Below are 23,636 nucleotides of genomic sequence, written 5' to 3'. Positions count from 1 at the left end.
CCGGGATTACCAGCGTGCCCAACGCGCGATCGCGCGTGGTGACGCCCGTCCCTTGCACGAGGTGCTGGGCAATGTTCGTGCCGAACACCCTGGCAAGTTTTTACATGTCGGGTTTTCTGAAACTGGGGCCAGACCGACCTTCACGGTTTTGATTGTAGGCGCATCCGGTGCCGTTATTTCAGTGTCCGTTGACGCAAAATCGGGCCAGATTACCAGTCTGCGGAAGTGTTAGATGCGTATTCTCATCGTTGAAGACGAACAAAAGATCGCGGAATTGATTGCAGACGTTCTCAAAGGCGAAGGGCTTGTCCCTGAAATTGCCGGAGATGGCGAAGAAGGCTGGTTTCTTGGCAGCACTGAAAAATATGCCGCTGCAATCCTTGATATTGGTCTGCCCAAACGTGATGGGCTGTCGGTTCTGCGCAGCTGGCGTGCCGAAGATCTGGACATGCCCGTCATCTTGCTGACGGCAAGGGCAAACTGGAACGAACGGGTCGAAGGCATTGATGCGGGTGCGGATGACTATTTGGGAAAGCCCTTCCAGATGGAAGAACTCATCGCGCGCCTCCGCGCGCTGTTACGACGGTCAAGTGGGCAGAAATCAACGACGCTGGAAGCAGGACCGCTACGCATAGATCTAAGGCAGATGCGCGTATCTATTGATGGGCGCCCATTGAAGGTCACCCCCTTGGAGTACCGGCTTCTGAATTATCTAATGCACAATCGCGGGCAAGTCATTGCGCAAGAAGAGCTTGCCGAAAACATCTATTTTCGAGACCAGGAACCAGACAGCAATGCTGTTGAGGTTCTGGTGGGACGCCTGCGCCGCAAGATCGGTGGCGATGTGATAGAAACACGTCGTGGGTTTGGCTATATGATTGCTGAAGATCCGCAATGAAAATGTCTTTGAGTCTTCGTCTGCTGCTGGCAGCCGCCATCACGACCACATTGGCGCTGGTGGCAACGGTTTTCGTCTTCAACTTCTTGTTCCGGGTGTATTTTGAAGAACAGGCGCGCGATGAACTGGAGACCTACCTTCTCCTCTTAACCGGAAACATTGGCGTGAGTGCTGTCGGTGAGGTTGAAGTAACTCCCATATCAGACTCCAGATTCAATCAGGCTCTTTCTGGTTATTACTGGCAAATTCAGGTTGATGACGAAGACCCTGTTTTATCGCCATCGTTCTGGGCTGCGCCGCTTGAGCTGGATCGCCCGGTTGCACCCGGCATAGTCTCGTTCACCAACGTCATCATGGGGACAGGCGCCGCAGTCGCCGTCGCGAATTGGGTGATCACGATCGGAGAGGGGGATATGCAACGCGAGGTCTTCCTGGCGATCGCCATTGACCGCGAAGATCTGGATGTTTCGGTTTCGGGATTTTTCAAAAACTCTGTGATCTGGCTGGCCATACTGGGCCTGTTTCTGTTCGTGGCGAGTTGGGTGCAGGTCAAGTTGGGACTAAACCCGCTGAACAAAATTCGATCCGAAATTGCCCGCGTCGGCAAGTCGCCCGAAGTGCGGTTGTCCTCGGATTATCCATCCGAAGTTTTACCGCTCATTGAAGAGGTGAACCAACTCCTGGATGCAAATGCAGAGGCGCTCAAACGCGCTCGGTCCCGCGCTGGGGATCTGGCTCATGGTTTGAAAACGCCGCTAACAATTCTGCTCGGCGTGGAACGTAAACTCCGACGCGGCGGGAACGCTGCGCTTGCCGACGATTTGATGTCGGAAATTACCAGTATTCAACACACAGTCGAGCGCGAGCTCGCACATAGTCGCGACAGTCACCAAATATTGCGGCGCTGTGCGGTTCATCCGATCGCCACACGTCTGCATCGCGCCCTGAGCCGACAGCCCGGGACCGAGCACCTTCAATGGGATATTGAGGTGCCAGAGACCTTGCACATTCCGTTTGACGAGTTTGATTTGACCGAACTTCTGGGCAACCTGCTTGATAATGCGATGAAGTGGTCAGAAAGCCGGATTTCGATAAACGCCGGGCTGGACGGTTCGCATGGCTTTCTTTCCGTCGACGACGACGGTCCTGGCATACCGGATACCGCGATATCTACCGTTCTGAAACGTGGCGGTCGGTTGGATGCACAAGTGCCGGGGGCGGGTCTGGGGCTGGCCATTGTAAGCGATATGGCCCACGCTCACGGCTGCACTCTTTCACTCCAACGCTCTTCGCTGGGCGGCCTGAGCGCACGCATTACGTGGGTGGTGAGTGGCGCCTAACAACGCCCGACAGTTTTGGTTTAGTGATTTGTTTCGAACCACGGCTTGCCCCGCGTCGGGGAGTTGGTGGACGACTTTAACGGTGCACTTTCGCAGTGATGATACGGCCGTGGGAGTTGGGGAGCCGCGGATTACTCTCTACAATGATTTGAGCGCAGGAAACCCGAGGGGTGCAGCAGATGGTTGAGGTTGTCGGTATCGATCCCGAGGGGCGCCCGGTTCATGGTGTTCAGATTCAGAATGGGCACTTGCGTGCGAACTTGCTGAGCTTCGGCGCAGCTTTGCAAAGCCTGTACCTTGATGGCGTCGTTCATTCGATGGTTCTGGGATACGAAAGCTGTCAGGCCTATTTTGAAAACCCCAATTACTTTGGCTCAATTGTAGGCCGCTATGCCAACAGGATTGCCGGTGCAACCGCGCTCATAGAACGTGAAGTATGGAAGTTGGATGCCAATTCTTTGGGCAAACACCATTTGCACGGAGGCAGTAAGGGATCAGCTTTTCGAAACTGGGCAATCGATGATCATAGCCGTTCGCATGTGGTTTTTTCCGATGTTCTGCCACATGGTCACATGGGTTATCCCGGCAACCTTCGTGTCAGTGCGCGTTATGAAATTACGGGCGATGGTGATCTGGATATCAGGATCCAAGCCTCCACAGACCGTCCCACCATATGCAATTTCACATCGCATAGCTATTTCAACCTGGACGGTAGGCCGAGGATTGATCGCCATCACCTGCAGGTCCCTTCTCATAAATACGTTGCAACGGACATTGAAGGTATTCCCCTGGTTGACGCTGTGCGCCAAGTGCCAAAGGACTTGGACTTTCGGAATTTGCGGCCCCTGGCAGATCAGGGAAAGATCATTGATTTAGACAGCAACTATTGTCTTTCCGAGGCCCGCACCGGGTTGCAACCGGCAGCCAAGCTGTGGTCTCCCGAGGCTGGGGTTTCACTTTTCTTGTCAACTTCCGAACCGGGGTTGCAGGTCTACACCGGCGCAGGTCTGGTCGATGTCGACCGGGGAGAGCGACCGATTTCACCGCATGCTGGCGTGGCTTTGGAACCTCAGATTTGGCCGGATGCCCCAAATCGAAAGAACTTTCCAGTTGCCGTATTGCTGCCTGAGGAAACCTACCAGCATCACTCAAACTACCGGTTTGCCGTGGATTGAGTGAGCATTTCCAAGTTCTTGAAATACCCTGAGTGAAAGTGACTGTCTTTTCTCAGAGTGTTTTTAGGCGTTTGGGTGAACAGGTGTCTCGGTCTCACGACGATTGGACGCTGGGTGAATTTTCTGCGCCGTTCAGGTCATGTCTGCCCGGTAAGCCAGTTCCTGATGACCGAAACAATGACGGGGTTCCTTGGGGCGCGCGGGGCGACGACGTAATTTCCTTCCGTCACCTGAACGGAATGCGGAACGGGTTGGCAGAGGCGTTCGGCTTCAAGTCCTGACTCCACGAACGCTCTGTTTGTCAGGGCCACGTTCTCGGCGCGCGATGGCTGCATCGATTGTAAGCGATGTCTGACGAAAGTTCTTGGTCTTCATTCCGGTGACTTTCCCGCCGCTTGGAGCCTGTTCTGGGAACACGGGACATTCGCCAGTTTTGTGCTGCCGGGTCAATCAAAACGCCCACTTTGATGAACCCAGATATTCCCCTCGCTTCACATCTCACTCTTTTTCAAACACGATGATCGCTTCACCGACGCGGACGCCATACTTGGACACATAGGCCCGATTCAGCAATCGGTCCTTCGTCAACAGCCACATCCAATCGTCGAAATCGACGCGCATCGTTCCCTTTCGAACTGGAAGATCGATGCGATAGGTCCAGTTGAAGGTATCGCCGTTTTCGCGCCCTGTGGCCGTGCCCAAAACACCGGGGGCTGTCCCTTTCCAGCTGTCCTCGCCGGTTTTTTCAAGCATCCAGATGCGTTGTTCGGTGTCGCCGTCGTCATAGGTGAAATCCTCGACCAGTTTCAGAAACCGGCCATCCCAGGTGCCGGTGATCTGGACTTCGAACCGGCGTTGCACGTTGCCGAACACATCCTGGAATTGACCATAAGCGACGGTTTCGCCTTCAAAGAACTCTTCAAGGTTCAGAGGCTGGTCGGACAGGGGGGTGTCGGTTAAATCCGGGGTTCCGCTGCAGGCAACGAGCGCGGAAAAGGCAAGCAGGGGGAGTGTCATTTTCATTTGGCTTCCTTTCACGGTGCTTCGGGATTTGGGCGCATCGTCGCGATCAGTTCGGCCACCTTGATGCCGAATTTGCGCATTTCGGATTTGTTCATGATGACGCCGTTTTCTGTGAGATAGAGCCAGTCTGTCGCGGTCAGGGTATGGCCCCCGGCGTCCTCGGGCAGAACGATCTTGTATTCCATCTTGATGGTCGAACCTGACACTGTGCCGCGCGCCTCTCCGACGATATCTGCGGCGGTGGCGGTGAAGGTGTTCCCCTCCCCCAGTTTCAGAAACCACTTGCGGCTTTGCTGTTTGCCGTTGGAATAGGTGAAGTCTTCGCTGAGCGTGCCGGTGTCCCCATCCCATTCGCCGACCATTCGGGCGACAAAGCTGGTGGTCATCTTGCCGGTCGGTCCATAGATCAGGCCTTCGGACAGGATCTCGCCCGACAAATGGGTTTTCAGCGAAAAGGCGGGGCCGGTGTCGGCATAATCCTGCGGGCTCTGGGCGCGAAAGCTGAGGAACAGGGATTTGGCAAGCGTGGCCAGGACGGCCAACAGCAGCAGGGCGGTGACGATTTTCATGTGATTTGGTCCTTGGAAGGGAGCGCAAGGACAAGTGCCAAAGCGCCGAGTTTCAGGATGCAGGGGATGACCGCGTAGGAGATGTTCAGCGTTGTCAGGGCCTTGGCGCTGTTCACCGCACCGGGGGTGAACCCGCTCTGTTCAAGCACGGGCAGAACAAGGAAGGCGGCCAGGGCCAGGCCAAGCTTGCCCGCGAAGGACCAGATGCCGAAGGCGAGCGACGCCTTGAGCCCCGCCCTGGTCAACGCCACGGAAAACATCGCAGGCAGAATGACCATGTCCGCGCCCAACGCAGCGCCCGAGGCCAGGCAGATCACGGCAAATCCCGCCATGTTCCCCGGCGCCAGGAACCCCGCGCCGACAAAGCCGAGAATGGCCAGCGGCATGGCGATCAGCAACGTGGCCTTCGGCCCGATCCGTCGGCTCATCCGGGTCCAGAGCGGCACGCTGAGCCCGGCGCTGAGAAAGAACAGGATCAGCAGCGGGCCGGCCTTGCCCGGAAGCTGCAAGCGGTCTTCGACGAAGAACAGAAACAGGGTTGAGGTGATGGCGACCGGCAGGCTGTTGACCAGCGCGAGCATCAGAAGGCGCAGCGCCCCGGCCTGGGAGAGACCGGCAAGCGACAGCCGGTCGGCCGGAAGCGGCGATCGTCGCCAGATCGGCAGGGTGACCACGGCCGTGATCAAGGCAAGGGCGCCGAGGAAAAGACCGAAGGCGGGATAGCCCTGCGTCCCTGCGCCAAGGGTCACGAAAAGCGTTGGCGCAATGGCGGCAATGACCACACCCGCCAGCATGCCGCCCTCGCGAAATGCTGCCAGCGTCATCAGGTCGCGCGGCGTGGGCGCCTTGGCCAGGGTGGCACTGCGCCCATACAGCAGGATCATGCCAAGGCTGTAGGCCGAGAACAGCAACACCAGGATGGCCACGAGCTGGGGTAGAACATAGGGCCCGGATCGCGGCGCAAACAGCATCGGAAACCCGATGGCCAACCCCAGCGCCGCAGCAGCAGCGAACAGGCTTTGCGCCCGTGGCCAGCGATCAACCGCCCAGCCGATCAGCGGATCCTGCACCAAGTCAACCAGCCGGATCACCAACAGGATGGTCCCGATGGTGCCCAGTCCGATGCCAAGGTTCACCGAGGCAAACCGCGGCAGGTGGATGTAGAGCGGAATGCCAGCCGCGGCCAGCATCAGCGCATAGAGGCTGACACGCGGGTAAAGCATCATTCGCCCTTCAGTTTCCGGGTGAAGGATTGCGAGCGGGTGTTGTCGCCCAGGAAAATCTCCATGAACCGGGCTTTGATTTGCGGATGGCCAAGGGTGCAGACCCGTTTGCCATTCAGCCAGAATCCGATCTGGTTTTGCCCCTTGGACACGGCGAGATAGCGATCGCCCTTGTTCACGTCTTTGAAGCAGCGTTGCAGCTGGTCGCGCACCGGCAAGGGCGCGCCCGTGCGGGCAAGTTCGCGCAGGGTGCCTTCGACAAGGTCGTTTTCGGTCAGGTTGCGCAGATATTTAAGTTCCAGAGCGAAATCCTCGCTCCAATCCAGCGGCGCGGCGGATCTGGTGAAAAGCTGGGCTTCGTAAAGCGGGAAGCCGACAAATCGAAAGGTCGCCGCGCCGCGCAATTCTGCTCCGGGCAGCGCCGAGGGAACCGGAGAGGCCTGCGCGCTCAGCGGCACAAGGGCTGTGGCGATCACCAGAAAAAGCTTACGCATGGGCCAACTCCACTTGGACGACATTGGTGTGGCCCACGGCGAAAGAGGCCGCGCAGATCTCAAGGTAGTATTGCCAGTTGCGAAAGAAGCTCTCGCCATATCCCATTTCGGATATGCGGCGCTTTTGCGCATCCAGACGTTCGGCCCAGATCCGGCAGGTCCTGGCATAATCCTGCCCGAAGGCGAAATTGTCGCGAACTGCGAAGCCTGCGGCGTTGGCCTGACGTTCGATCACGCTGTCCGACAGCAACATGCCGCCCGGAAAGACATATTGGCGGATGTAGTCGGACGAGGTCTTGTAGGTCTCGAAGAAGCTGTCCTTGACGGTGATCGCCTGCAGCAGAACGCGCCCACCCTCGGCCAGGTTGCGCTTGAGGGTTGCGAAATAGCTGGGCCAGTACCGTGCGCCCACGGCCTCGATCATCTCGATCGACACGATGTTGTCGTATTGCCCGATGATGTCGCGATAATCGCGCAGTTGAATGTCGGCGCGCCCATCAAGGCGGCATTCGGCATAGCTGTGTTGATTGCGCGAAATGGTCACGCCGGTCACGTCGTGACCTTCGCCGCTGGCGTGTTCGGCGAACCCGCCCCAACCGCAACCGACTTCAAGCGTTCGCGCGCCGTCGCCCAGCCGTGACAGAACCCGCGCGTTCTTGCGGGTTTGCGCGCGCGACAGGTCGTCATCGGCGCGCTCAAACAGGCCGGAGGAATAGGTCATCCCTTCGTCCAGCCACAGCGCATAGAATTCGTTGCCCACGTCATAGTGTGACCGGATGTTGCGACGCGCGCCACGGCGCGAATTGGCCCGCATCACGGTGTCGACCAGGCGGAACTTGGCCTTGTTGAACGGGCTGGCCTGGTCATAGGCGCTCAAGTGATCGCGGTTGTTCATCGCAAGCGACATCAGCCCTTCGACCGACGGCGTGTCCCACAGGCCCTGGACGTAGGTCTCACCCAGCCCCACCTGCCCATGTGCCGCCAAGGCCGATACGGCGGCCCAGTCGCGAATGACCATTTCCGCCTCGGGGCCGGAATGGCCGAAGTGATACCGTTCCCCCTCGGGCGTGCGTAGGGTCAGCTGCCCGTCACGCAGGCGCTCGCAGGTCGACAGGAAGTTCGATTTCAGGGCCTTGTTGGTCAAGCGCATATTCCATTCCTTTGAATTGGTGGCGGTCATTGAGCGTACGCACGATGCGCATGGCGCTGGCGATACCGTCTTCGTGAAATCCATGCCGGTTCCAGGCGCCAGCAAACCAGGTCCGGTTCTGGCCCTGCATCTGGCGAATGTCCTGCTGTGCCTTGAGCGCGGATTTGTCGAAAGCCGGGTGGCTGAACGCCACCTCATCATAGATCGCGTCTTTCCGGATCTCGGTTGACGGGTTCAGGGTGACGAACAGCGGATCACTGTCCGGGATGCCCTGAAGTTTGTTCATCCAATAGGTGACGCCAATGTTTCCGTCCTGAGAGCGATAGGCCCAGCTGGACCAACAATCGCGGCGTTTGGGCATCTGACCAGGGTCGCAATGCAACACGGCCGTGTTGGGTTGGTAACGAATGCTGCCAAGAGCATCGGCTTCGGCCCGGGTCGCGTCGTTCCCCAGAATGCGCAGCGCCTGGTCCGAATGGCAGGCCAGGACGATCTCGTCAAAGGTCTGGGTCGACCCCTGTTCCGGCTGCACGGTGACACCAAAGTCACTACGCTGAACCTGCCGGATCGGGGTGCCGGTGTGGATCGCGCACCCACGCGCGACCAGGGCTGCCTCCAACCGGCGGACATATTCGATGCTGCCGCCTTTCACCGTCCACCATTGGTGTTCCCCCGCGCCGGCCAGAAGCGCGTGATTGCGGAAAAACTGCACCAGCGATTTCGCCGGAAACTGGTCCACCTCGCCGACAGGCGTCGACCAGATCGCGCCGCACATCGGCATCAGGTAATTGTCGCGAAACCAGGTCCCCAGACCCAGTTCGTCAACCAATTCGCCAATCGTCTTGTCGTCATTCTTGGCGGCGGCTTCGGCACGTTTGCCGAAGCGGATGATATCGGCGATCATCTTGTAGAACTTCGGCCGCAACAGGTTGCTTTTCTGCGCAGCAATGGCGCTGAGAGTGTTCAGGCCGTACTCAAGCTGGCCATCATTGATGCTGGCGCCAAAGCTCATCTCGCTTTTGATCACCGGCACATCAAGGTCGCGAAACAGCCGGGTCAGGTAGGGATAGGTGACATAATTGAATACGATGAAACCGGTATCGACCGGTTGATCACCATTCTTGCCCGCCATCACCGTGCGTGCGTGCCCGCCCAATCGCGGCGCCGCCTCATACAGAGTGACGTCGTGGTGAGGCGCCAGATAATAGGCGGCAGAAAGCCCAGAAATGCCGCCTCCGACAATGGCGATCCTTTTGCGTGAGCCTTGGGTTTGATCCAACATGCCGTCCTCGTCCTGAGTGCTGATATGAGGGGGATACGGGAGGGCTGCCTGTTCGGATCAAATTCAGAGGAAATGAATTTGCAGCGCGAAGTGATCCATGGGAGAGGCGTGGGCGTATACCCCCCATGATACTGGAACACATTCAGGCCCGAACCCATCACGCCCGACGCGGCACGCTGAAAAACGCGTTCAGCTATGGCGTTGACTATGTGTTGACTGATCTGGGGGGCACAACGCCGCCGTGGATCTCGCACAATCGGTTCAATCTCTGGTCGCTGTGGGACCACCGACATGGTGGGCCACAGGGTAAAGGTCGGGGCGTCGCCTGGTTCAAGGATGTGTTGGAAAGCCGTGGGTTTCAAACTGACGGCGCGCAGCTTCTGCTGCTCACCCAGCCGAGTTTCCTGTGGTTTCATTTCAATCCGGTCAGCTTCTGGATCGCGCTTGCGGACGGCACCCCACGTGTCTTTGTCGCAGAGGTCAACAGCACCTTCGGCCAGCGTCACTGCTATGTCTGCGCGCATGAAGATTTCCGCCCCATTCAGCGGGGCGACACCCTGACCGCCGAGAAACTGATGCACGTGTCACCGTTTCAACAAGTGGCGGGTCAGTATCGGTTCAACTTTGCCATGAACGAGTCAGAAATCGACATCCGCATTTCCTTTGAAAATGGCGATCACGGCGTTCTGGCCACCTTGTCCGGCAAACGCCTCCCCGCGACCGGTGCGTCTTTGATAGGGGCTGCGTTGCGGCGCCCGTTGGGGGCTGTGAGGGTGCTGGCCCTGATCCACTGGCAGGCCGCGATCCTTTATCTCAAACGCGCGCCATTTCTGAAAAAGCAACCAGCGCCCGCGCGATTGATGTCCGACAGTCAGAACCTGCGGGGCGCCGACAAATGACCGATGTCTCCGGCAAAACCTATTGGCTTATCGGCGCGAGTGAGGGTCTGGGGCGTGCGTTGGCCAGGCGCCTGAGCGACGAAGGTGCGCATCTCATCTTGTCGGCGCGCAATGCGGAACGGCTTCACTCTCTGAGCGCCGAGTTGGCCGATGCACGCGTGGTTGCGCTGGATGTCACGGACACCGCCGCTGTGCGCCGGGCCGCGGCAGACATCGACGAGCTGCACGGCGTGATCTACAACGTTGGCGCCTATGAGCCGATGCGCGCGACCGAGTGGGACAGCGACACCGCCCTGACGATGGCTGACATCAATTTCACCGGCGCGCTGCGCGTGTTGGGCGAGGTCGTGCCGCGGTTCGTCCGGCAAGGCCGCGGTGACATCACCCTGGTCGGATCGCTGGCTGGATATCGTGGGTTGCCCGCCGCGATCGGCTATGGTGCCAGTAAGGCGGCGCTGGTCAGTCTGGCGGAAACCATGCGGTTCGACCTCAAGGACACGGGCGTCGTGGTGCGGCTGGTAAATCCCGGCTTCATCAAAACCCGCCTGACCCAAAAGAACAGCTTTCGAATGCCCATGTTGATGACGCCCGAGGATGCGGCGCAAAGAGTGCTGAGGGCAATGAAACGTCGCCGTTTCCGCACCGATTTCCCCGCGCCGTTCTCATGGTTGATCCGCTGCGTCGATCTTCTGCCCGACCTGTTGGTGTATCGCGGGAAGTGATCCCACCGCGTTAGATGAAAGGGTCGTGCGACCATTGCAGCAGGGCCTGACGTTGCCGTGGCCTGCAGAAGATATCGCCCGGATAGCAGTTTGCGCGCACCTGTCCGGCGTGCCGGGCAAAGCCTTTCCAGCGACCGATTTGAATACGGTCGGTCCTCTCCAGGCGGCGGCCCAGATAATATCGGCAATACCACTGGAACCACCCACGGGGGTCGGGGCCATAGATCCAGCCTTTGTCGCGCCAGACGCCCAGTGGTTGCCGGCTTTTCACTCCGAAATAGTTCAGGTTTGGATCCGGCGTCGGGCTGAGCTTGGCTTCGTCAAACCATTCGGTCGGGAATTCCTGCGTGCAATCGGTCAGATATTTGCCCTCGAAAACGCCCAGTTTCAGCATCTCCTGCGGTGAGAAATGAGGCTTGAAATCGGGCGCAAAGTCGTCCCCGGCTTTTGCCTCCAAGGCATAGGTGTAATCCGACTGCATCTTGTCGGACACGGATATCTGACGAGCATTTTCCATACGGTTGGGACCTGTTGTCGATCGAGGATCTTAAAATGGACAAGGCCGACGCATTCCACAAGGAATGCATCGACCAGAGATGTATTGCGCCTGTTGTCAGTGGCAGGCCGGGCGCGTGCCGGGCAAAAGCACCTTGTCGATCACGTGGATCACGCCATTGTCGGCCTGAATGTCCGCGATGATCACATTGGCCATTTCACCCGTGCCATCGGCGATGGTCACCCCGCTGGCGTCCGCCGTGATGCACAGGCGTTCGCTGGCCAGAATCGGTTTGAAGTAGGTCGACCCGGCCGGGATCATGCCTGCGGTCAGTTCGCGGTCATCGACGTGATACAGCAGGACATTGGTGAGCTGCCCTTTGTTCTCGGGCTTGAGCAAAGTTTCAACCGTGCCGTCGGGAAGCGCCGCGAAGGCATCGTTGACGGGGGCATATACGGTGAAGGGGCCGGGACCCGACAGCGTGTCGGCCAGACCCGCGGCGGTGACGGCCGCGACGAGGGTCGAGAATCGGTCGTCGCCTGCGGCGATCTCGACGATGGTGCTGGCCTGCGCGGTGGCTGCGGACAGGCTGAGCACGGCGGCGGCGATGGCGGTTTTGATGGTCGTTTTCATGGGAAGTCTCCTTGTCGATGGGCGTGGTGCCCGGTCTGATTTGCTGTTCGTATAATGGATACGCGTGCGTGCCCTTGAGGGATCACTTGTTCACGGCTTCGTGATGCAAATGCTTGTAAACAAAAAGAAACCACCGGAAATCCGGTGGTTTCTGGGCAGGCTTTCAGGGTAGGTTCTGTTCAGATGCGGAACACGGGCTGCAGAAGCCTTGGCATCAGCCCACGGAAGCGTAACCTTGCGTCCGTAGCGGCCAGACAAATGCATGCGTCGCCTTCATCGGCAACCGGCGTGTGTTCAAGATCCTCATCGGCAATTTCGATGTCACCAACACCGAACCGGCCGGTTGCATCGCTGAAGCTGCCCTGCAGAACCAGGGTGAGTTCCAGCCCGCTATGGCTGTGATCGGGCACGGCCTGCCCCGGTGGGATGTAAAGCAGGCGCACCGAACCATTGGCATCTTCTGACAGAATGTCCTGACGCACGCCCAGCCCCAGTTTTTTCCAACGCGGTGCGCGGCCCTTCATCGCCTCCATTACAGGCCCGGGGTAAATCCCTTTGCGATCATACACCGGTTCGGGCGTGAAGGGCGCGTCAAGCTGGGCCAGGATATCGTCCTTCAGGTTTGATGAGACGGCAACAGCTCCGGTTTCTTCCAAAATGGCGCCGCCGACGGATTGGTGCGCTTCCAAGGCCACACGGCACTGCGTACAAAGCGAAACATGGCTGGCCACGGCAACGGCGAAAGCGTGGGGCAGATTGCCCGCTGCATAGGCCGCCAACATGGCGTCAGGGGTATGATGGGTTATGGCACTCATTGTTTGAGGTCCTTCAACTCGTGTCTCAGGCGGTCCAGGCCAAGCCGGATCCGCGACTTTATGGTTCCAAGGGGAAGCCCGGTCCGGGTGCTGATCTCCTGATGGGTCAGTTCGCCCAGATAGGCCTGTTCGATGATCTCGCGCTGCTCGGGTTTGAGCTTTGCAAGGGCTTGTCTCAATTGTCCGGCTTCCTGTTCAAGGCCCAGGATCTGACTCGCATCAGGTTCCGCGCCCGGTTCTTCGCGCAACTCTTCCGGCACGGGGCGGTTTTCCTTGCGGGCGATGTCGATCTGCCGGTTGCGCGCGATCTGGTAGATCCAGGCGGACACCTGCGCGCGGTGCGGATCAAACATCGCCGCCTTGCGCCAGATCGTCAGCATCACGTCCTGAACGATTTCTTCGGCCTGTGGGGCCGACGCGCCCGAACGGATGATGAACCCCTTGAGCCGCGGTGCGAAATGATCAAACAGCGCGGCAAATGCGGTGCGGTCCCGATTGTCGCGCACAGCAATCATCCACTGGGTTTGTTGTGATATTTCGATTTTTCTGTTCGGCACAGCAATTCTTTCGTGATGGCCCGCTCTGTGAGCAAGGCCCGCGCTAGGCAGCATATCTAAAGTCTGTGTCAACATACCCTCATTACGGAGGTCTGTGAAACGCGGATCACTTTTTTCGGTGGTTCAAGCAAAGGTCAAGCGATTTGGAAAAGCACCCAACCGGTCTTCAAAGCGGAGGAACGGGAATTCCACCCGCCGAATTGTCGGGGTTAGCCGCCCCCAACGCACCAAGAAGCTTGTTTGTGAGAAGCTTGTCCTTGAGCAGCCATCCGGCTGAAGACAGGTCACCCGCAAACAGGCTGCTGGTCAGGTCTTCGACTGCCCTACGTCCGCGGAAGGTCAGCTTTTCCGACCAGTCAAGGGACGGATTGGACAGCCCCAATGTCATGTACTCGGTCGGGTGAATGCGGCCTGGCCTAAGGGCCAGACGCGCCATATCCCACAGCTGACGCGAGCGCTTGATGCCATAGACGCTGCGCACGCGATTCATGCTGGCAGCGACGTTGACCCTGTTGGGTGGGAGGTCCGTAACAAGAACGGAGTTGGAGGTTGGTTTCGGCAAGTCTGTTCACTCTTTTTCGCAGATTTTACCTGCAAAAGGTCGATGACGTGAAATATTTTTTAGAAGGATGCTGCGGTTGGACCTGCTTTCAAGCGCAAACGGAACATCGAGGGAGTGTCTGGGCTTGATCAGGTCCGCCACCCGGTTCTTTTCCGATCCGATCCAGATTTCGTCCATTCTGTCTGCACACCGTGAAAAGAACGGGTCACACATCTCTCAGTTCTGCGAGAAGGACATGTCAACAATCAGCCGCCAGCCGTCATCGCCGGGTTCGCGCAGAATTTGTTTCAGGGTGAAGGCGTCGTTGCCGGTAAAGTCCACATCCACCCGCGCCTCATAGGTCACGCCGTCGACCTCGATCGGCTCGAGCGAGGTCATCGCCAGTCCGGTCGCATCGCTGCGCCCTGCGAATTGCACGGTTTTGTCGGTGGCCGCTGACCAGACGCCCGCACGCACCGAGGTGCCAGCACCCTTTACGAACCGCATCGAGACATTCGACGCGCCACCCGCGACGACGCATTTGCCGATGACATCCGCCTGTGTCGCGTCCGCGCTTTGGCTGACATCGACCCGGCAGCGGCCGCGCTCCAGCGGGGCGGTGGCGCTTGGGGCGATGCGGCCTTCGCCTTGCCAGGCTCCTGTGGCAGTGAACAGCGTCGCGTCTTCCGCTCTTGCAGCAGGGGCGAGCAGGGCCAGTGTCAGCGCCAGAATACGTATGCGTATGGTCACGGGAGCCCCCTTCGCGGTTTTGATCTGCCTCCAAGCACCGAGAGCAGCGCGGGCAGGACCATGAGGTCCGCCACCAGCGCCAGCACGAAAACCGAGATCGACAAGGCGCCGAAATCGATCACCGTGGGCGTTTCGGCAAGGAAAGTGCCCAGCATACCGAATGTCAACACGATCGAGGTCACAACCAGCGCCGGTGCGACCTCATGCAGCGCCCGGGCGACTGCGGATGGGGTGGGGTCGTGCAAGGCACCGTTCAGGCGCAGGCGGTTGAGCACATGCACCGTGTCATCGACCGCCAGTCCGAAGGTTACGGTCAGTGCCAGACCCGAGGAAAACTCCAACCCCTTGCCGGTTAACACCAGCCCCGCGCCGATGATCGTGACAGGCAACACGTTGGGCACCAACGCCAGAAAGGCAAGGCGCGGCACCCGCAGCCACAGGCCGATGAGAAGCCCGGAGGCCAGGATCGCAACCGCGAAGCTGAGGTTCAGCTCGCGCAGCACCGCTTCGCTGACATAAGAGGACATGACCGACAGTCCGGTGGTGGGTGCGACGGTCAGGTCCGCAAGTGCCGGATCATCCGCCAGGGCGGCGTTCAGCGCGTCGGTGTCCCGCCGCGTCGCGGCCGCATCGACATAGTCGAACAAAACCGACACCACGGCGCGGTCGCCATCCGCGCTGATCATCCGCCGGGTCAGCGCAGGGGGCAGGCTGTCCAGACTATCTGCGCCCGCGTCCAGCGAATGCAGAGACAGCACCCGCGACGGGTCGACATGGCGCGAAACCGCATCGTGCACAATGGCAATCGTTGTCTCGTCCACCACCTCGAACGGCACTTGTAGGGCGCTGACCGGGGCCAGTTTTGCCTCGGCCCGGCGCAGGCTGGACAGGACGGGATCGTCCGCGTCCAGATTGTTGTAAAGCGAATAGCGCGGCTCTGCAGTCAGAAACAGGCCGGTGGTGGCGACAAGCGTCGTCAGCGCCAGCGCGATCGTGACGCGCGGCGCCCGGGCCGACAGGCGGGGCAGGGCACGCAGGCTGAGAAGATGTGCAGGCGTGCCGCGTTTGCCTGCGAACAGCCGGTCAAAGCTGAACCGGCGCCCGGCACTGGTGAACACCAGCGTCTGGGTGACCAGCACGGCCAGCACCGACAGGGTCGTGGACAGAGCCCCTGCCAGACCAAGGTCCGAGATCATCGCCGAGCGCGACAGCGTCAGCGCCCCGAAGGCGCAGGCGGTGGTGATCGCGGCCAGGATGCAGCCCGGCGCGATCCGTCGCACCGCACGCAGGGTGCTGCGGGCCGGGTCATCGCGCCCCTGCTTGGCGATGTCGATCGAGATGTGCAGCGCGTCCGACGTGGCCAGAACCAACACCAAAACCGGCAGGGTGATGGTGATCACGTTGATGCTGATCCCCAGATGCCCCAGCATGCCCAGCACCCAAAAAAGCGACGTGGCCGGTGCTGCCACGGTCAACGCGCCCAGGGTAAAACTGCGCAGGGTCAGGGTTGCGACGACAAAGCCGACAATGGTGCCGACAAGGTTCAGAAACACGATATCACGAAGCAGCCCCGCCACCATGCGTTCGCGCAGGACCGGGTATCCCGACAGGGTGATCGTCACGCCGTCTTTTGCGTGGGCTCGGGTCAGGTTCTCCAGCGCCTCGAGCGTACGCGCCCGCGTGATCATGTCCTCGGCCACTTCGGGAATGGGCAGGATCGCCAGCATCATCCGTCGGTCGGCCGACATCAGTCGCGCCAGGTTCATTGACTGCGCCCGCTCGACGTCCAGCCTTTGCGCCAGATCGGGTGGTGGTGGGATCTGGATCAGAAGCGTCGTGGAATCCATGCTTGCTCGCAGCGATAGCGGTGAAATACCCGCACCCACACCTTCGATGAATTGTGCGTCCAGTAGAAAATCGGACACCACGCGCAGCGGTGCCTCCTGCGCGAAATCGGCGCCTTCGAACAAAACGACCACGTCGCCCGCGTCGCTTTCAAAATCATCTCGGAATTCGGAGTATTGCGCGTACCACGGCAGGTTGCTTTCGAACACACGGATCAGTCCGTCATCGAAGGTCAGCTTCAGCAGCCCCAGCAGTGCAACCGCCGTTGCGGCCGCAAATCCCAGCCACAACATGGCAAGACGAGTTTTGAGCAGCGTCAGAAGGCGCGCTTGCCAATTGCTCCGGGTCACGCGTGGCTCCGGCCAAAGGCAGGGCGGGGCAGGGCGGGGCGTGCGGGCATTCAGGGGTCTCCGGGGCAGTTGTCCACACTGAACACATCCGCCAAGGCAATGACAAGAGGGCACCAAGCTGGCACAGGTGGTTCAGCCAGCGGCGCGAGTGCAGGTTGGAAGGCTCATCGCATTCATGTCGAACAGGGTGTAAAGCCCGTTGTTGCCCACCACCAAGTCGGCCACGGTCAGCTCATCCAATTCGCGATAGAACGCATCTAGCGCGCGCACCAAGGCGTTTTTCAGTCGGCAAGTGACGGCAATCGGGCATGTGTTTTCCGCCGCGCTGAAGCATTCCGCGAAGGGCAGGCCGCTTTCAAACAGACGAAACACCGCGCCGACGTTGATATCGGCGGCAGGAAGCTTCAGTTGAATGCCACCGCCGCGCCCGCGCGTGGTTTCCAGAAACCCTCCATGCCCCAACTGGTTTATGATCACACCCAGATGGTTGGCCGAGGCATTGCAGGCCTCGGCGACCTCGCTTTTACGGACGGTGCGCGCCTCGTTGACTGCGCAGAACATCAGCACGCGCATGGCCAGATTGGTTTTGACGGTCAGTCGCACGTCGCCTCCTTTTCCTGCAACCAGGATAAAGCTTTGTGTGGAACCTCTCTTTGATCCAGATCACCCCGGAGTTCAGGCTTGGGGCGTCACGTTTCGGTGGCGGTCTTTGCCCAGTCCAGAACGGCGGGCAGGGACGGCTCCAGCGCAGTCAGCGTGTCACCGCAGAACGCCTCCAAAGCCGGACGGTTGGCGTCGTTCACACCCAGCAGCACCGGGATGTCGCGCGCCATTGCCTCGGCTATCGCATCACGAAAACCGCGCCCGTCGGCTTCTTGTTTGCCGAACTTGTTGATGATCATCAGGTCCGCGCCCTTTTGCACATTTGCCAGTGTCAGCGCGACGCTGTCTTCCAGCGACGAGGGGTCCAGCCGACAGCCCGAGGCCGCGGGGCCAAGGCTTTGGCTGATACGCACCACCGGGCCATCGGGCAGCACGATCACGTCCATGTCGCACAGGTGCGAACGCGGGGTTTCCGTGTCGGTCTGAACCGTGCCGCACAACGCGACGCCATCACGGCCAAGCGCCGTGGCGACCTGCGCCAGCAATCGGTTGGTTTCCCCGCGACCCGGGGCGGTGACATGTGCGATCTTCATGGTCGGATCCTGTGGTTGCGCCCCGGTGATGCCACGGGCCGCGACCCTTGCGCAAGCCCGCGCCGCGTGGTCAAGTCGCGGCCATGCAACGGCTGACGAAATCCACCCTGATCCTGCGCTATGGTGCCTTTGCAGTGGTGGCCACCCTGGCCAACCTGGCCGCGCAGCGCGTGGTGCTGGCGCTTTTGGACCATGCCTGGGCGCTGGCCGCCGCGATCTTCGTCGGTACCGGTGTGGGGCTGGTGATCAAATACCTGCTCGACAAGCGCTGGATCTTCTTCGACCAAAGCACCGGTGCGGCCACGCATGGCCGCAAATTCGGGCTTTATACTCTGATGGGTGTTGTCACCACGATGATCTTCTGGGGCGCAGAAACGCTGGGTTGGTGGCTCTGGCAGACCGATTTCGCGCGCGAAGTCGGCGCGGTGCTGGGGCTCGCCGTGGGCTATGTGGTGAAATACAACCTCGACAAGCGGTTCGTGTTCAAGATCTAGAGCGCCAGCAGGTAGGTGGCGATCCCCAGACCCGCGATCCCCAGCCCCACCAGGTCACGGGCGACGAAAACCAGAGGGTCAAAATCTTCACGCCCCGACACGGCCAGCCGCACCATGCGCACCAGCCAGAACCCCGCCGGCAGGGCCGCCAGCCGCAACGCCCAGGGTCTTGTATACAGTGCGGCGATCTCATCGGCGTGGCTGTAGATGCCGAAACAGGCCACCGCCAGCACCACGGCCGACAGGCCGATCAGGTAAAGCGCGCGGGTGTGATGCGTGTCATAGCCCCGGCCCAGAAGCCGCCCGCCGTGGTTCGCCCGCGCCAGCCCGGTCAACCGTTTGGTCACCGCCAGCGCCAGAAAAACGGCGGCGGCAAAGCCCGCAAGCCAGGGCGAAACGGCAACGCCACCGGCAACCGCGCCAGTCGCCACGCGCAGACAGTAGAGCGCGACCAGCGCGGCCAGATCGACCCAGCGCAGGCTTTTCAACACAAGCGAATAGACCAGAGATGTGACCATATAGAGCACCACCAGCGCGGCGATCACCGGGGCCACCGCCCAGGCGGTTCCAAGCGCGGCCAGTCCCAGCCCGGCGCTGGCCCATGTCGCCACTCCGATAGGCAGGTCGCCCGAAGCCAGCGGGCGGTGCCGTTTGGATGGGTGCTGCCGGTCGGCGTCCAGGTCTAAAAGGTCATTGACGATATAGATCGCCGAGGCGCCCAGGGCGAAAGCAACCATCGCGCCCAGAACCGGAAGAACGGCGGGGGTGAACAGCATCTGCGCCGCAATCAGTGGCAACAGCAAAAGCAGGTTCTTCACCCATTGGTGCGGTCGCAATTCGCGTAGCAGGCTGACGCGTGACCAGGTGCAGGCGGTGTCCAGCCGCGTCTGTGCGCTTTGGCGCAACTCTGCGCCGGTCTCTGGCCCGGTGATCAATTGGAAGGGCGCGTCGGCGCAAAGGTCCAGCGCCGCGGCTTCGACCGCGTGGCGGTCTGCGCGAGTGATCGGCAGGACCCCCAGATGCACACCCGGAAGCGCCAAATGCCGCGCCATGGCATGAACCACAGCGTGATCGGCTGAGGAAAACAGCAACACGTCCCCCGGCCAAGCTTGGACTTGGGTCAAAACCTCGGGACAGATCGGCAATAGGTCGACACGTGGCTGCGCGATGGCGGCCAGCGCGGCTTGGCGCATCCCCAAAGCGCCGCGCATTGCGGTAAGGGTTGCACGCATGTCGCGGCCCAAGGCGGCCCAAAGCACCTCGCGCGACAGGTCCGTCCGCAGCAGCCCACGATCGATGTCGACAACCAAGGTCGCGGGTGTTCCCTGTATCATTCGGCCTCCTGCCTGGCGATGTTGCACCGCCCGTCGCAGGTATTTTCCCAAGCCATGCGACACTTGGCCTTGATTTGTATCATCCAGTTTTGTCGCGCCGTGTCATAACCTTGGTATGCATATTCCGGCGTTCCGGCAGGACAAGGAGGGGCCATGCGGTATCTGGTGACAGGCGGTTCGGGTTTTCTGGGGATCAACCTGATCCGGCACCTGTTGGATCACGGCCATTCGGTGCGCAGCTACGACATCGCCCCGTTCGATTATCCCGAGGCTGACAGAATCGACGCGATCCTGGGCGATATTCGTGACGAAAGCCTGCACGCGCGGGCCTTCAAGGACGTAGACATCGTGGTGCATTGCGCCGCCGCGCTGCCGCTATGTTCAGACGAGGAGATATTCTCGACCGACGTGGGTGGCACAAAGCTGTTGCTGAAAACCGCCCAGCAATGCGGTGTCTCACGCTTCATCCACATTTCTTCGACGGCTGTCTACGGCGTGCCGGATCACCATCCGTTGTTTGAACATGACCCGATGGTGGGCGTCGGCCCCTATGGCACCGCGAAAATCGAGGCCGAGCGCGCCTGCAACGCGGCACGCGCGCAGGGGCTGTGCCTTCCGGTTCTGCGACCGAAAAGCTTTGTTGGACCCGAGCGGCTGGGCGCCTTCGAGCTGCTCTATGATTTCGCCCATGATGGCCACGGCTTCCCGGTGCTGGGCAATGGCAACAACCTGTATCAGCTCTTGGATGTCGCGGACCTGTGTCAAGCCATCGACCTGTGCGCCAGCGGGGATGCACAGTTGGTGAACGATACGTTCAACGTGGGCGCCGACCGCTTCGGCACCCTGCGCCAGAGCTTCCAGGCGGTGCTGGATCAGGCCGGGTACGGCAAGCGCGTCGTCGGCATCCCCGCCGCCCCCGCAATCTGGACCCTGCGCGCGCTTGAGGCGCTGGGCCTCTCGCCGCTATATAAGTGGATCTATGAAACCGCGGGCAAGGACAGTTTCGTGTCGATCGACAAGATCCGTGACCGGCTGGGCTTTGCCCCGGTCTATTCCAACGAAGAGGCGCTTTTGCGAAACTATGATTGGTACGTGATGAACCGCAACGCGATCTCGGCGCAGTCCGGGGTCAGCCACCGGGTGCCTTGGAAAAGGGGGGCTTTGAGACTTGTTCGGCTTTTTGTATAAAACCGCCACGCTGGTCTGCCTGGCCGGTGCCGCGCAGGGCCAGACGGCGACGGAATTGGCCGCCCAAGCCGAGGCCTATGACGCAGTTCAGCCCAAAGGCATCGCCGCGCTTCAACCTCTGCGCCACGAGGTCACCGCGCCATTGAAAAACGGTACCGTGCTGCGGTTCATCGCGCTGAACCCGCAGGTGAATGCCTGGGTTCTGGTCCAGCTGGAAACCGAAGACGGCAAGGTTCTGGACGCCTATCACCTTGAGAACCCGGACCCTTCAGGGCAGGGGCTCACCCTGTCCACGCAGGGCCGTCCGGCGCTGGCCTTGGGTGGGCACACGCCGTTTCGGTGCGCGCCCTGGCTGGGAGAGTCCTCGGCGTTGGATGCTGCCCGCGCCAGTGGCTTGCCGTTCGCGCCGGTTTGCCAAAACCGCCTGTTCCTGCGCAATTCCGTCAGCGGCTCGCGCTCGAACCTTGAGGCCACGACCGAGTTTCTGCGCGACCATGTCTGGGGCGGTGAACAGATCGTGCGCTTCGTGAAGGGCACGTTCTTTCGCGACAGTGAAATGACGACCTCGGAGGCGCTGTCCGCCACCGGTCAGGGGCGGTTGGACCTCGGGCCGGGTGCGGCCACGATGGATTATGAGGTCACCAAACGCCCGGTCATCTCGACCTACAACTGGTTGGGGATCGAGGGCACGGATCGCGGCCACATGACCACCGGGTTGTGGTATCCGATCACCGGGTTGCCGGGCGTCTTCACCAGCGCGATGCAGCCCCGGTATCTGGCGCAAAGCGTGCTGAAGGGCGAAGGCACCACCAGCGCTTTGGATGCGATCGAGCGCAAGGCGAATGCCAGCCTTGTGGGGTTCGATCTGGGGCGGTTCGACCTGAGCTATGCGGTGGGCACCGACCATCCCGGCCTGGGCTGGTCGCCGCGCCCGCCCTATTCGGTGCGCCCGCAGGGCATGCCTGGCCCGGACGGTGTGAAGAACGCCGACCCGCTGGTGCGGCTGGGCATGGTCCCGCCGCATCTGGCCGACCGCACGGTGGCGGTCTTTGCCGGCGGTTTCAAACGCCACCACGGTGCGTTCAAATGGGGCGACTACATCACCCTGAATTTCGGCACCCACTACGGCTTTATCGAAAACGGTGTGATCCTGTCGAAGCTGCAACCGCACCTGTCCACGCTTTACGTGCTGGCCGATGGCACGATCGGCATGAAAACCTGGGAGGAGGCCGACAACGCGCTGCTGCCGCGCATCCGCCACGCCCGCCAGAACGGCGTGTCGCTGATCGAGGACGGCATTCCCGGCCCGCTGGTCACGCAATGGGGCGCGGGCAATTGGTCGGGCTCAGCCGAGGCCGAATTGCGCACCCTGCGCGGTGGGGCCTGCATCAAAGAAGCCGGCGGCACGCGGTGGCTGATCTATGGCTATTTCTCGACCGCGACGCCCTCGGCAATGGCGCGTACCTTCCAAGGTTATGGGTGTGACTATGCCATGCTCTTGGACATGAACGCGCTGGAGCACACGCATCTTGCGCTGTTCGTGCGCAACGAAGGCCAGATGCATGTCGAACATCTTATGCCGGGCATGGCGCTGATCGAGAAGAAGGCGCGCGACGGGTCCGTGATCCCGCGCTTCCTTGGCTTCGTCGACAATCGCGATTTCTTCTATCTGACGGTGAAGGAGGGGGTGAAATGATCCGATCTTTCCTGATAGCTCTGATGCTGGCCACGCCTGTAATGGCTGAAACTCTGGACCAGCAGAATGCCCGCATGTTCGACCAGATCGAACAGGAACACGCGCCCAGCCCAGCGCAAATGCAGCGGCTGCGAGAGATATTCGCCGCCTCGGGTTTCGTTGGTCAAGGCAACCCGGCCATTGCCCGCCACCCGATGACGCCTGAGGAGTGCGCCGCGCGGGTGCCGGGTGGGCCAGACAGCTATGACGACCCCAGGAATGCCCGCATCTGTGGCGACCGGTTCATGGCGCCGCTGTATGACCCCGCCACGCAAAGCCCCGAGGACGCGACCGCCTGTATCGACATGTTCGAATATCCCAATATCCCGTGCAGCTATCCGGTGGTCTGGGTGAAGGCGCGCGAGGCGGCGCTGATTTGCGACGCGATGGGCAAACGCCTGTGCGACGCGCATGAATGGGAGGGCGCCTGCGCGGGGGCGCTCACGCCACCGGATTACCGATACGACCTTGGGTCGGTCGCGGCGATGCGCAACTGGCACAACGCGACATACGCACCGACGAAAAACTGGGCCTACGGCGATGCCTACCAACGTGGCGTCTGCGCGGCGGCCAGTGCGAAAAGCGACGGATGCGGCGGCGGTGGCTTCAATTCCTGCGGCTCGAACACTTACCCGACCGGCGCGTTTCCCGGATGTGTCTCGGCGCTGGGCGTTTATGACCAACACGGCAATGCGGCCGAGCACATGAACTTGCCGATGCGGCCCGATCAGATGGCCTCAACCGGATCAAGCAAGCTGGGTGTGACCGAGATGAAGGGCAGCTGGTTCATCTTCGATCGCTATTATGCGCACCAGGATTGGTGCCGCTGGCGCGCACCCTATTGGCACGGTGGCCCGGTGATGAGCACGTCGAGCCACGCGAATTACCACCTAGGTTTTCGCTGCTGCAAAACCGTGGAATGACAGC

The 23,636-nt window shown here is 60.6% G+C and carries 26 protein-coding genes; 9 read left to right on the top strand and 17 right to left on the bottom strand.

The window, feature by feature from the left end:
- Positions 1-232: 232 nt before the first annotated feature.
- The 3 genes from MN188_RS06125 (at position 233) to MN188_RS06115 (ending at position 3,413) form a co-directional block, all read left to right on the top strand.
- Positions 233-898 carry a response regulator transcription factor gene (locus tag MN188_RS06125; RefSeq protein WP_242106700.1) on the top strand — a complete coding sequence of 222 codons (666 nt, stop codon included), beginning with the start codon at positions 233-235 and terminating at the stop codon, positions 896-898.
- Positions 895-2,238, top strand: a complete 1,344-nt coding sequence (locus MN188_RS06120) for a sensor histidine kinase (protein ID WP_242106699.1) — start codon at positions 895-897, stop codon at positions 2,236-2,238. Before MN188_RS06125 ends, MN188_RS06120 begins: the two co-directional genes overlap by 4 nt.
- A gap of 179 nt (positions 2,239-2,417) precedes the next feature.
- Positions 2,418-3,413, top strand: a complete 996-nt coding sequence (locus MN188_RS06115; protein WP_242106698.1) for an aldose epimerase family protein — start codon at positions 2,418-2,420, stop codon at positions 3,411-3,413.
- Positions 3,414-3,911: 498 nt separating this feature from the next.
- Here the strand turns inward: MN188_RS06115 and MN188_RS06110 are convergent, their stop codons facing one another.
- Genes MN188_RS06110 through MN188_RS06085 form a run of 6 tightly spaced genes read right to left on the bottom strand, consistent with a single transcriptional unit; the run spans position 3,912 to position 9,154 of the window.
- Positions 3,912-4,430, bottom strand: coding sequence for a DUF3833 domain-containing protein (locus MN188_RS06110; protein WP_420838969.1), 519 nt, complete (start codon positions 4,428-4,430; stop codon positions 3,912-3,914).
- 17 nt (positions 4,431-4,447) lie between these two features.
- Positions 4,448-5,005, bottom strand: coding sequence for a DUF3833 domain-containing protein (locus MN188_RS06105; RefSeq protein ID WP_242106696.1), 558 nt, complete (start codon positions 5,003-5,005; stop codon positions 4,448-4,450).
- Positions 5,002-6,228: an MFS transporter gene (locus MN188_RS06100; protein WP_242106695.1), complete on the bottom strand. Its 1,227-nt coding sequence runs from the start codon at positions 6,226-6,228 to the stop codon at positions 5,002-5,004. The genes MN188_RS06105 and MN188_RS06100 overlap by 4 nt, the downstream gene beginning before the upstream one ends.
- Positions 6,228-6,722: a hypothetical protein gene (locus tag MN188_RS06095; protein WP_242106694.1), complete on the bottom strand. Its 495-nt coding sequence runs from the start codon at positions 6,720-6,722 to the stop codon at positions 6,228-6,230. The genes MN188_RS06100 and MN188_RS06095 overlap by 1 nt, the downstream gene beginning before the upstream one ends.
- A complete protein-coding gene (locus MN188_RS06090; RefSeq protein WP_242106693.1) occupies positions 6,715-7,872 on the bottom strand; it encodes an SAM-dependent methyltransferase in 1,158 nt (385 codons plus the stop codon). Before MN188_RS06090 ends, MN188_RS06095 begins: the two co-directional genes overlap by 8 nt.
- Positions 7,811-9,154 (bottom strand): NAD(P)/FAD-dependent oxidoreductase, encoded by a 1,344-nt coding sequence (locus MN188_RS06085; RefSeq protein WP_242106692.1) that lies wholly within the window; start codon positions 9,152-9,154, stop codon positions 7,811-7,813. Before MN188_RS06085 ends, MN188_RS06090 begins: the two co-directional genes overlap by 62 nt.
- 128 nt (positions 9,155-9,282) lie before the next feature.
- Between MN188_RS06085 and MN188_RS06080 the strand changes: the two genes are divergently transcribed.
- Both MN188_RS06080 and MN188_RS06075 read left to right on the top strand, forming a co-directional pair.
- Complete coding sequence (locus tag MN188_RS06080; RefSeq protein WP_242107444.1) at positions 9,283-10,053, top strand: DUF1365 domain-containing protein; 771 nt, start codon at positions 9,283-9,285, stop codon at positions 10,051-10,053.
- A complete protein-coding gene (locus MN188_RS06075) occupies positions 10,050-10,775 on the top strand; it encodes an SDR family NAD(P)-dependent oxidoreductase (RefSeq protein ID WP_242106691.1) in 726 nt (241 codons plus the stop codon). The genes MN188_RS06080 and MN188_RS06075 overlap by 4 nt, the downstream gene beginning before the upstream one ends.
- Positions 10,776-10,785: 10 nt before the next feature.
- On the opposite strand, the gene MN188_RS06070 is transcribed toward MN188_RS06075, so the two are convergent.
- The 10 genes from MN188_RS06070 to MN188_RS06025 all read right to left on the bottom strand — a co-directional run bounded on the left by MN188_RS06070 (position 10,786) and on the right by MN188_RS06025 (position 17,958).
- Positions 10,786-11,292: a hypothetical protein gene (locus tag MN188_RS06070; RefSeq protein ID WP_242106690.1), complete on the bottom strand. Its 507-nt coding sequence runs from the start codon at positions 11,290-11,292 to the stop codon at positions 10,786-10,788.
- A gap of 96 nt (positions 11,293-11,388) precedes the next feature.
- Positions 11,389-11,904 carry a fasciclin domain-containing protein gene (locus MN188_RS06065; protein ID WP_242106689.1) on the bottom strand — a complete coding sequence of 172 codons (516 nt, stop codon included), beginning with the start codon at positions 11,902-11,904 and terminating at the stop codon, positions 11,389-11,391.
- A 179-nt stretch (positions 11,905-12,083) separates the two neighbouring features.
- Positions 12,084-12,719: a ChrR family anti-sigma-E factor gene (locus MN188_RS06060; RefSeq protein WP_242106688.1), complete on the bottom strand. Its 636-nt coding sequence runs from the start codon at positions 12,717-12,719 to the stop codon at positions 12,084-12,086.
- Positions 12,716-13,234 (bottom strand): sigma-70 family RNA polymerase sigma factor, encoded by a 519-nt coding sequence (locus MN188_RS06055; RefSeq protein WP_242107442.1) that lies wholly within the window; start codon positions 13,232-13,234, stop codon positions 12,716-12,718. The genes MN188_RS06060 and MN188_RS06055 overlap by 4 nt, the downstream gene beginning before the upstream one ends.
- Positions 13,235-13,442: 208 nt before the next feature.
- Entirely contained in the window at positions 13,443-13,838 is a 396-nt protein-coding gene (locus tag MN188_RS06050; protein WP_242106687.1) for a hypothetical protein, read from the bottom strand.
- A gap of 6 nt (positions 13,839-13,844) precedes the next feature.
- Entirely contained in the window at positions 13,845-14,015 is a 171-nt protein-coding gene (locus MN188_RS06045) for a hypothetical protein (RefSeq protein WP_242106686.1), read from the bottom strand.
- Positions 14,016-14,054: 39 nt separating this feature from the next.
- Positions 14,055-14,567, bottom strand: coding sequence for a hypothetical protein (locus tag MN188_RS06040; RefSeq protein ID WP_242106685.1), 513 nt, complete (start codon positions 14,565-14,567; stop codon positions 14,055-14,057).
- A complete protein-coding gene (locus MN188_RS06035) occupies positions 14,564-16,762 on the bottom strand; it encodes an efflux RND transporter permease subunit (protein ID WP_242106684.1) in 2,199 nt (732 codons plus the stop codon). The genes MN188_RS06040 and MN188_RS06035 overlap by 4 nt, the downstream gene beginning before the upstream one ends.
- A 132-nt stretch (positions 16,763-16,894) precedes the next feature.
- Complete coding sequence (locus MN188_RS06030) at positions 16,895-17,365, bottom strand: RrF2 family transcriptional regulator (protein WP_242106683.1); 471 nt, start codon at positions 17,363-17,365, stop codon at positions 16,895-16,897.
- Positions 17,366-17,451: 86 nt separating this feature from the next.
- Positions 17,452-17,958 carry a DUF2478 domain-containing protein gene (locus MN188_RS06025; RefSeq protein WP_242106682.1) on the bottom strand — a complete coding sequence of 169 codons (507 nt, stop codon included), beginning with the start codon at positions 17,956-17,958 and terminating at the stop codon, positions 17,452-17,454.
- Positions 17,959-18,041: 83 nt separating this feature from the next.
- Between MN188_RS06025 and MN188_RS06020 the strand changes: the two genes are divergently transcribed.
- On the top strand, positions 18,042-18,452 hold the full coding sequence (locus MN188_RS06020; RefSeq protein WP_338023237.1) for a GtrA family protein: 411 nt from the start codon (positions 18,042-18,044) through the stop codon (positions 18,450-18,452).
- Here the strand turns inward: MN188_RS06020 and MN188_RS06015 are convergent.
- Positions 18,449-19,786, bottom strand: coding sequence for a UbiA family prenyltransferase (locus MN188_RS06015; RefSeq protein WP_242106681.1), 1,338 nt, complete (start codon positions 19,784-19,786; stop codon positions 18,449-18,451). The genes MN188_RS06020 and MN188_RS06015 overlap by 4 nt on opposite strands.
- A gap of 153 nt (positions 19,787-19,939) precedes the next feature.
- Here MN188_RS06015 and MN188_RS06010 point away from each other — a divergent pair, with 153 nt between their 5' ends.
- The 3 genes from MN188_RS06010 to MN188_RS06000 are packed head-to-tail and all read left to right on the top strand — an operon-like array spanning position 19,940 to position 23,632.
- Positions 19,940-20,974, top strand: coding sequence for an NAD-dependent epimerase/dehydratase family protein (locus MN188_RS06010; RefSeq protein ID WP_242106680.1), 1,035 nt, complete (start codon positions 19,940-19,942; stop codon positions 20,972-20,974).
- The gene (locus MN188_RS06005) at positions 20,967-22,670 is read left to right on the top strand and encodes a hypothetical protein (RefSeq protein WP_242106679.1); all 1,704 of its coding nucleotides are present in this window, start codon (positions 20,967-20,969) and stop codon (positions 22,668-22,670) included. The genes MN188_RS06010 and MN188_RS06005 overlap by 8 nt, the downstream gene beginning before the upstream one ends.
- Positions 22,667-23,632: an SUMF1/EgtB/PvdO family nonheme iron enzyme gene (locus MN188_RS06000; RefSeq protein WP_242106678.1), complete on the top strand. Its 966-nt coding sequence runs from the start codon at positions 22,667-22,669 to the stop codon at positions 23,630-23,632. Before MN188_RS06005 ends, MN188_RS06000 begins: the two co-directional genes overlap by 4 nt.
- Positions 23,633-23,636 lie beyond the last annotated feature (4 nt).

The sequence above is a fragment of the Aliiroseovarius subalbicans genome, from assembly GCF_022678625.1.
Taxonomy (GTDB): Bacteria; Pseudomonadota; Alphaproteobacteria; order Rhodobacterales; family Rhodobacteraceae; genus Aliiroseovarius_A; species Aliiroseovarius_A subalbicans.
This window is presented reverse-complemented; position numbering and strand designations above follow the sequence as displayed.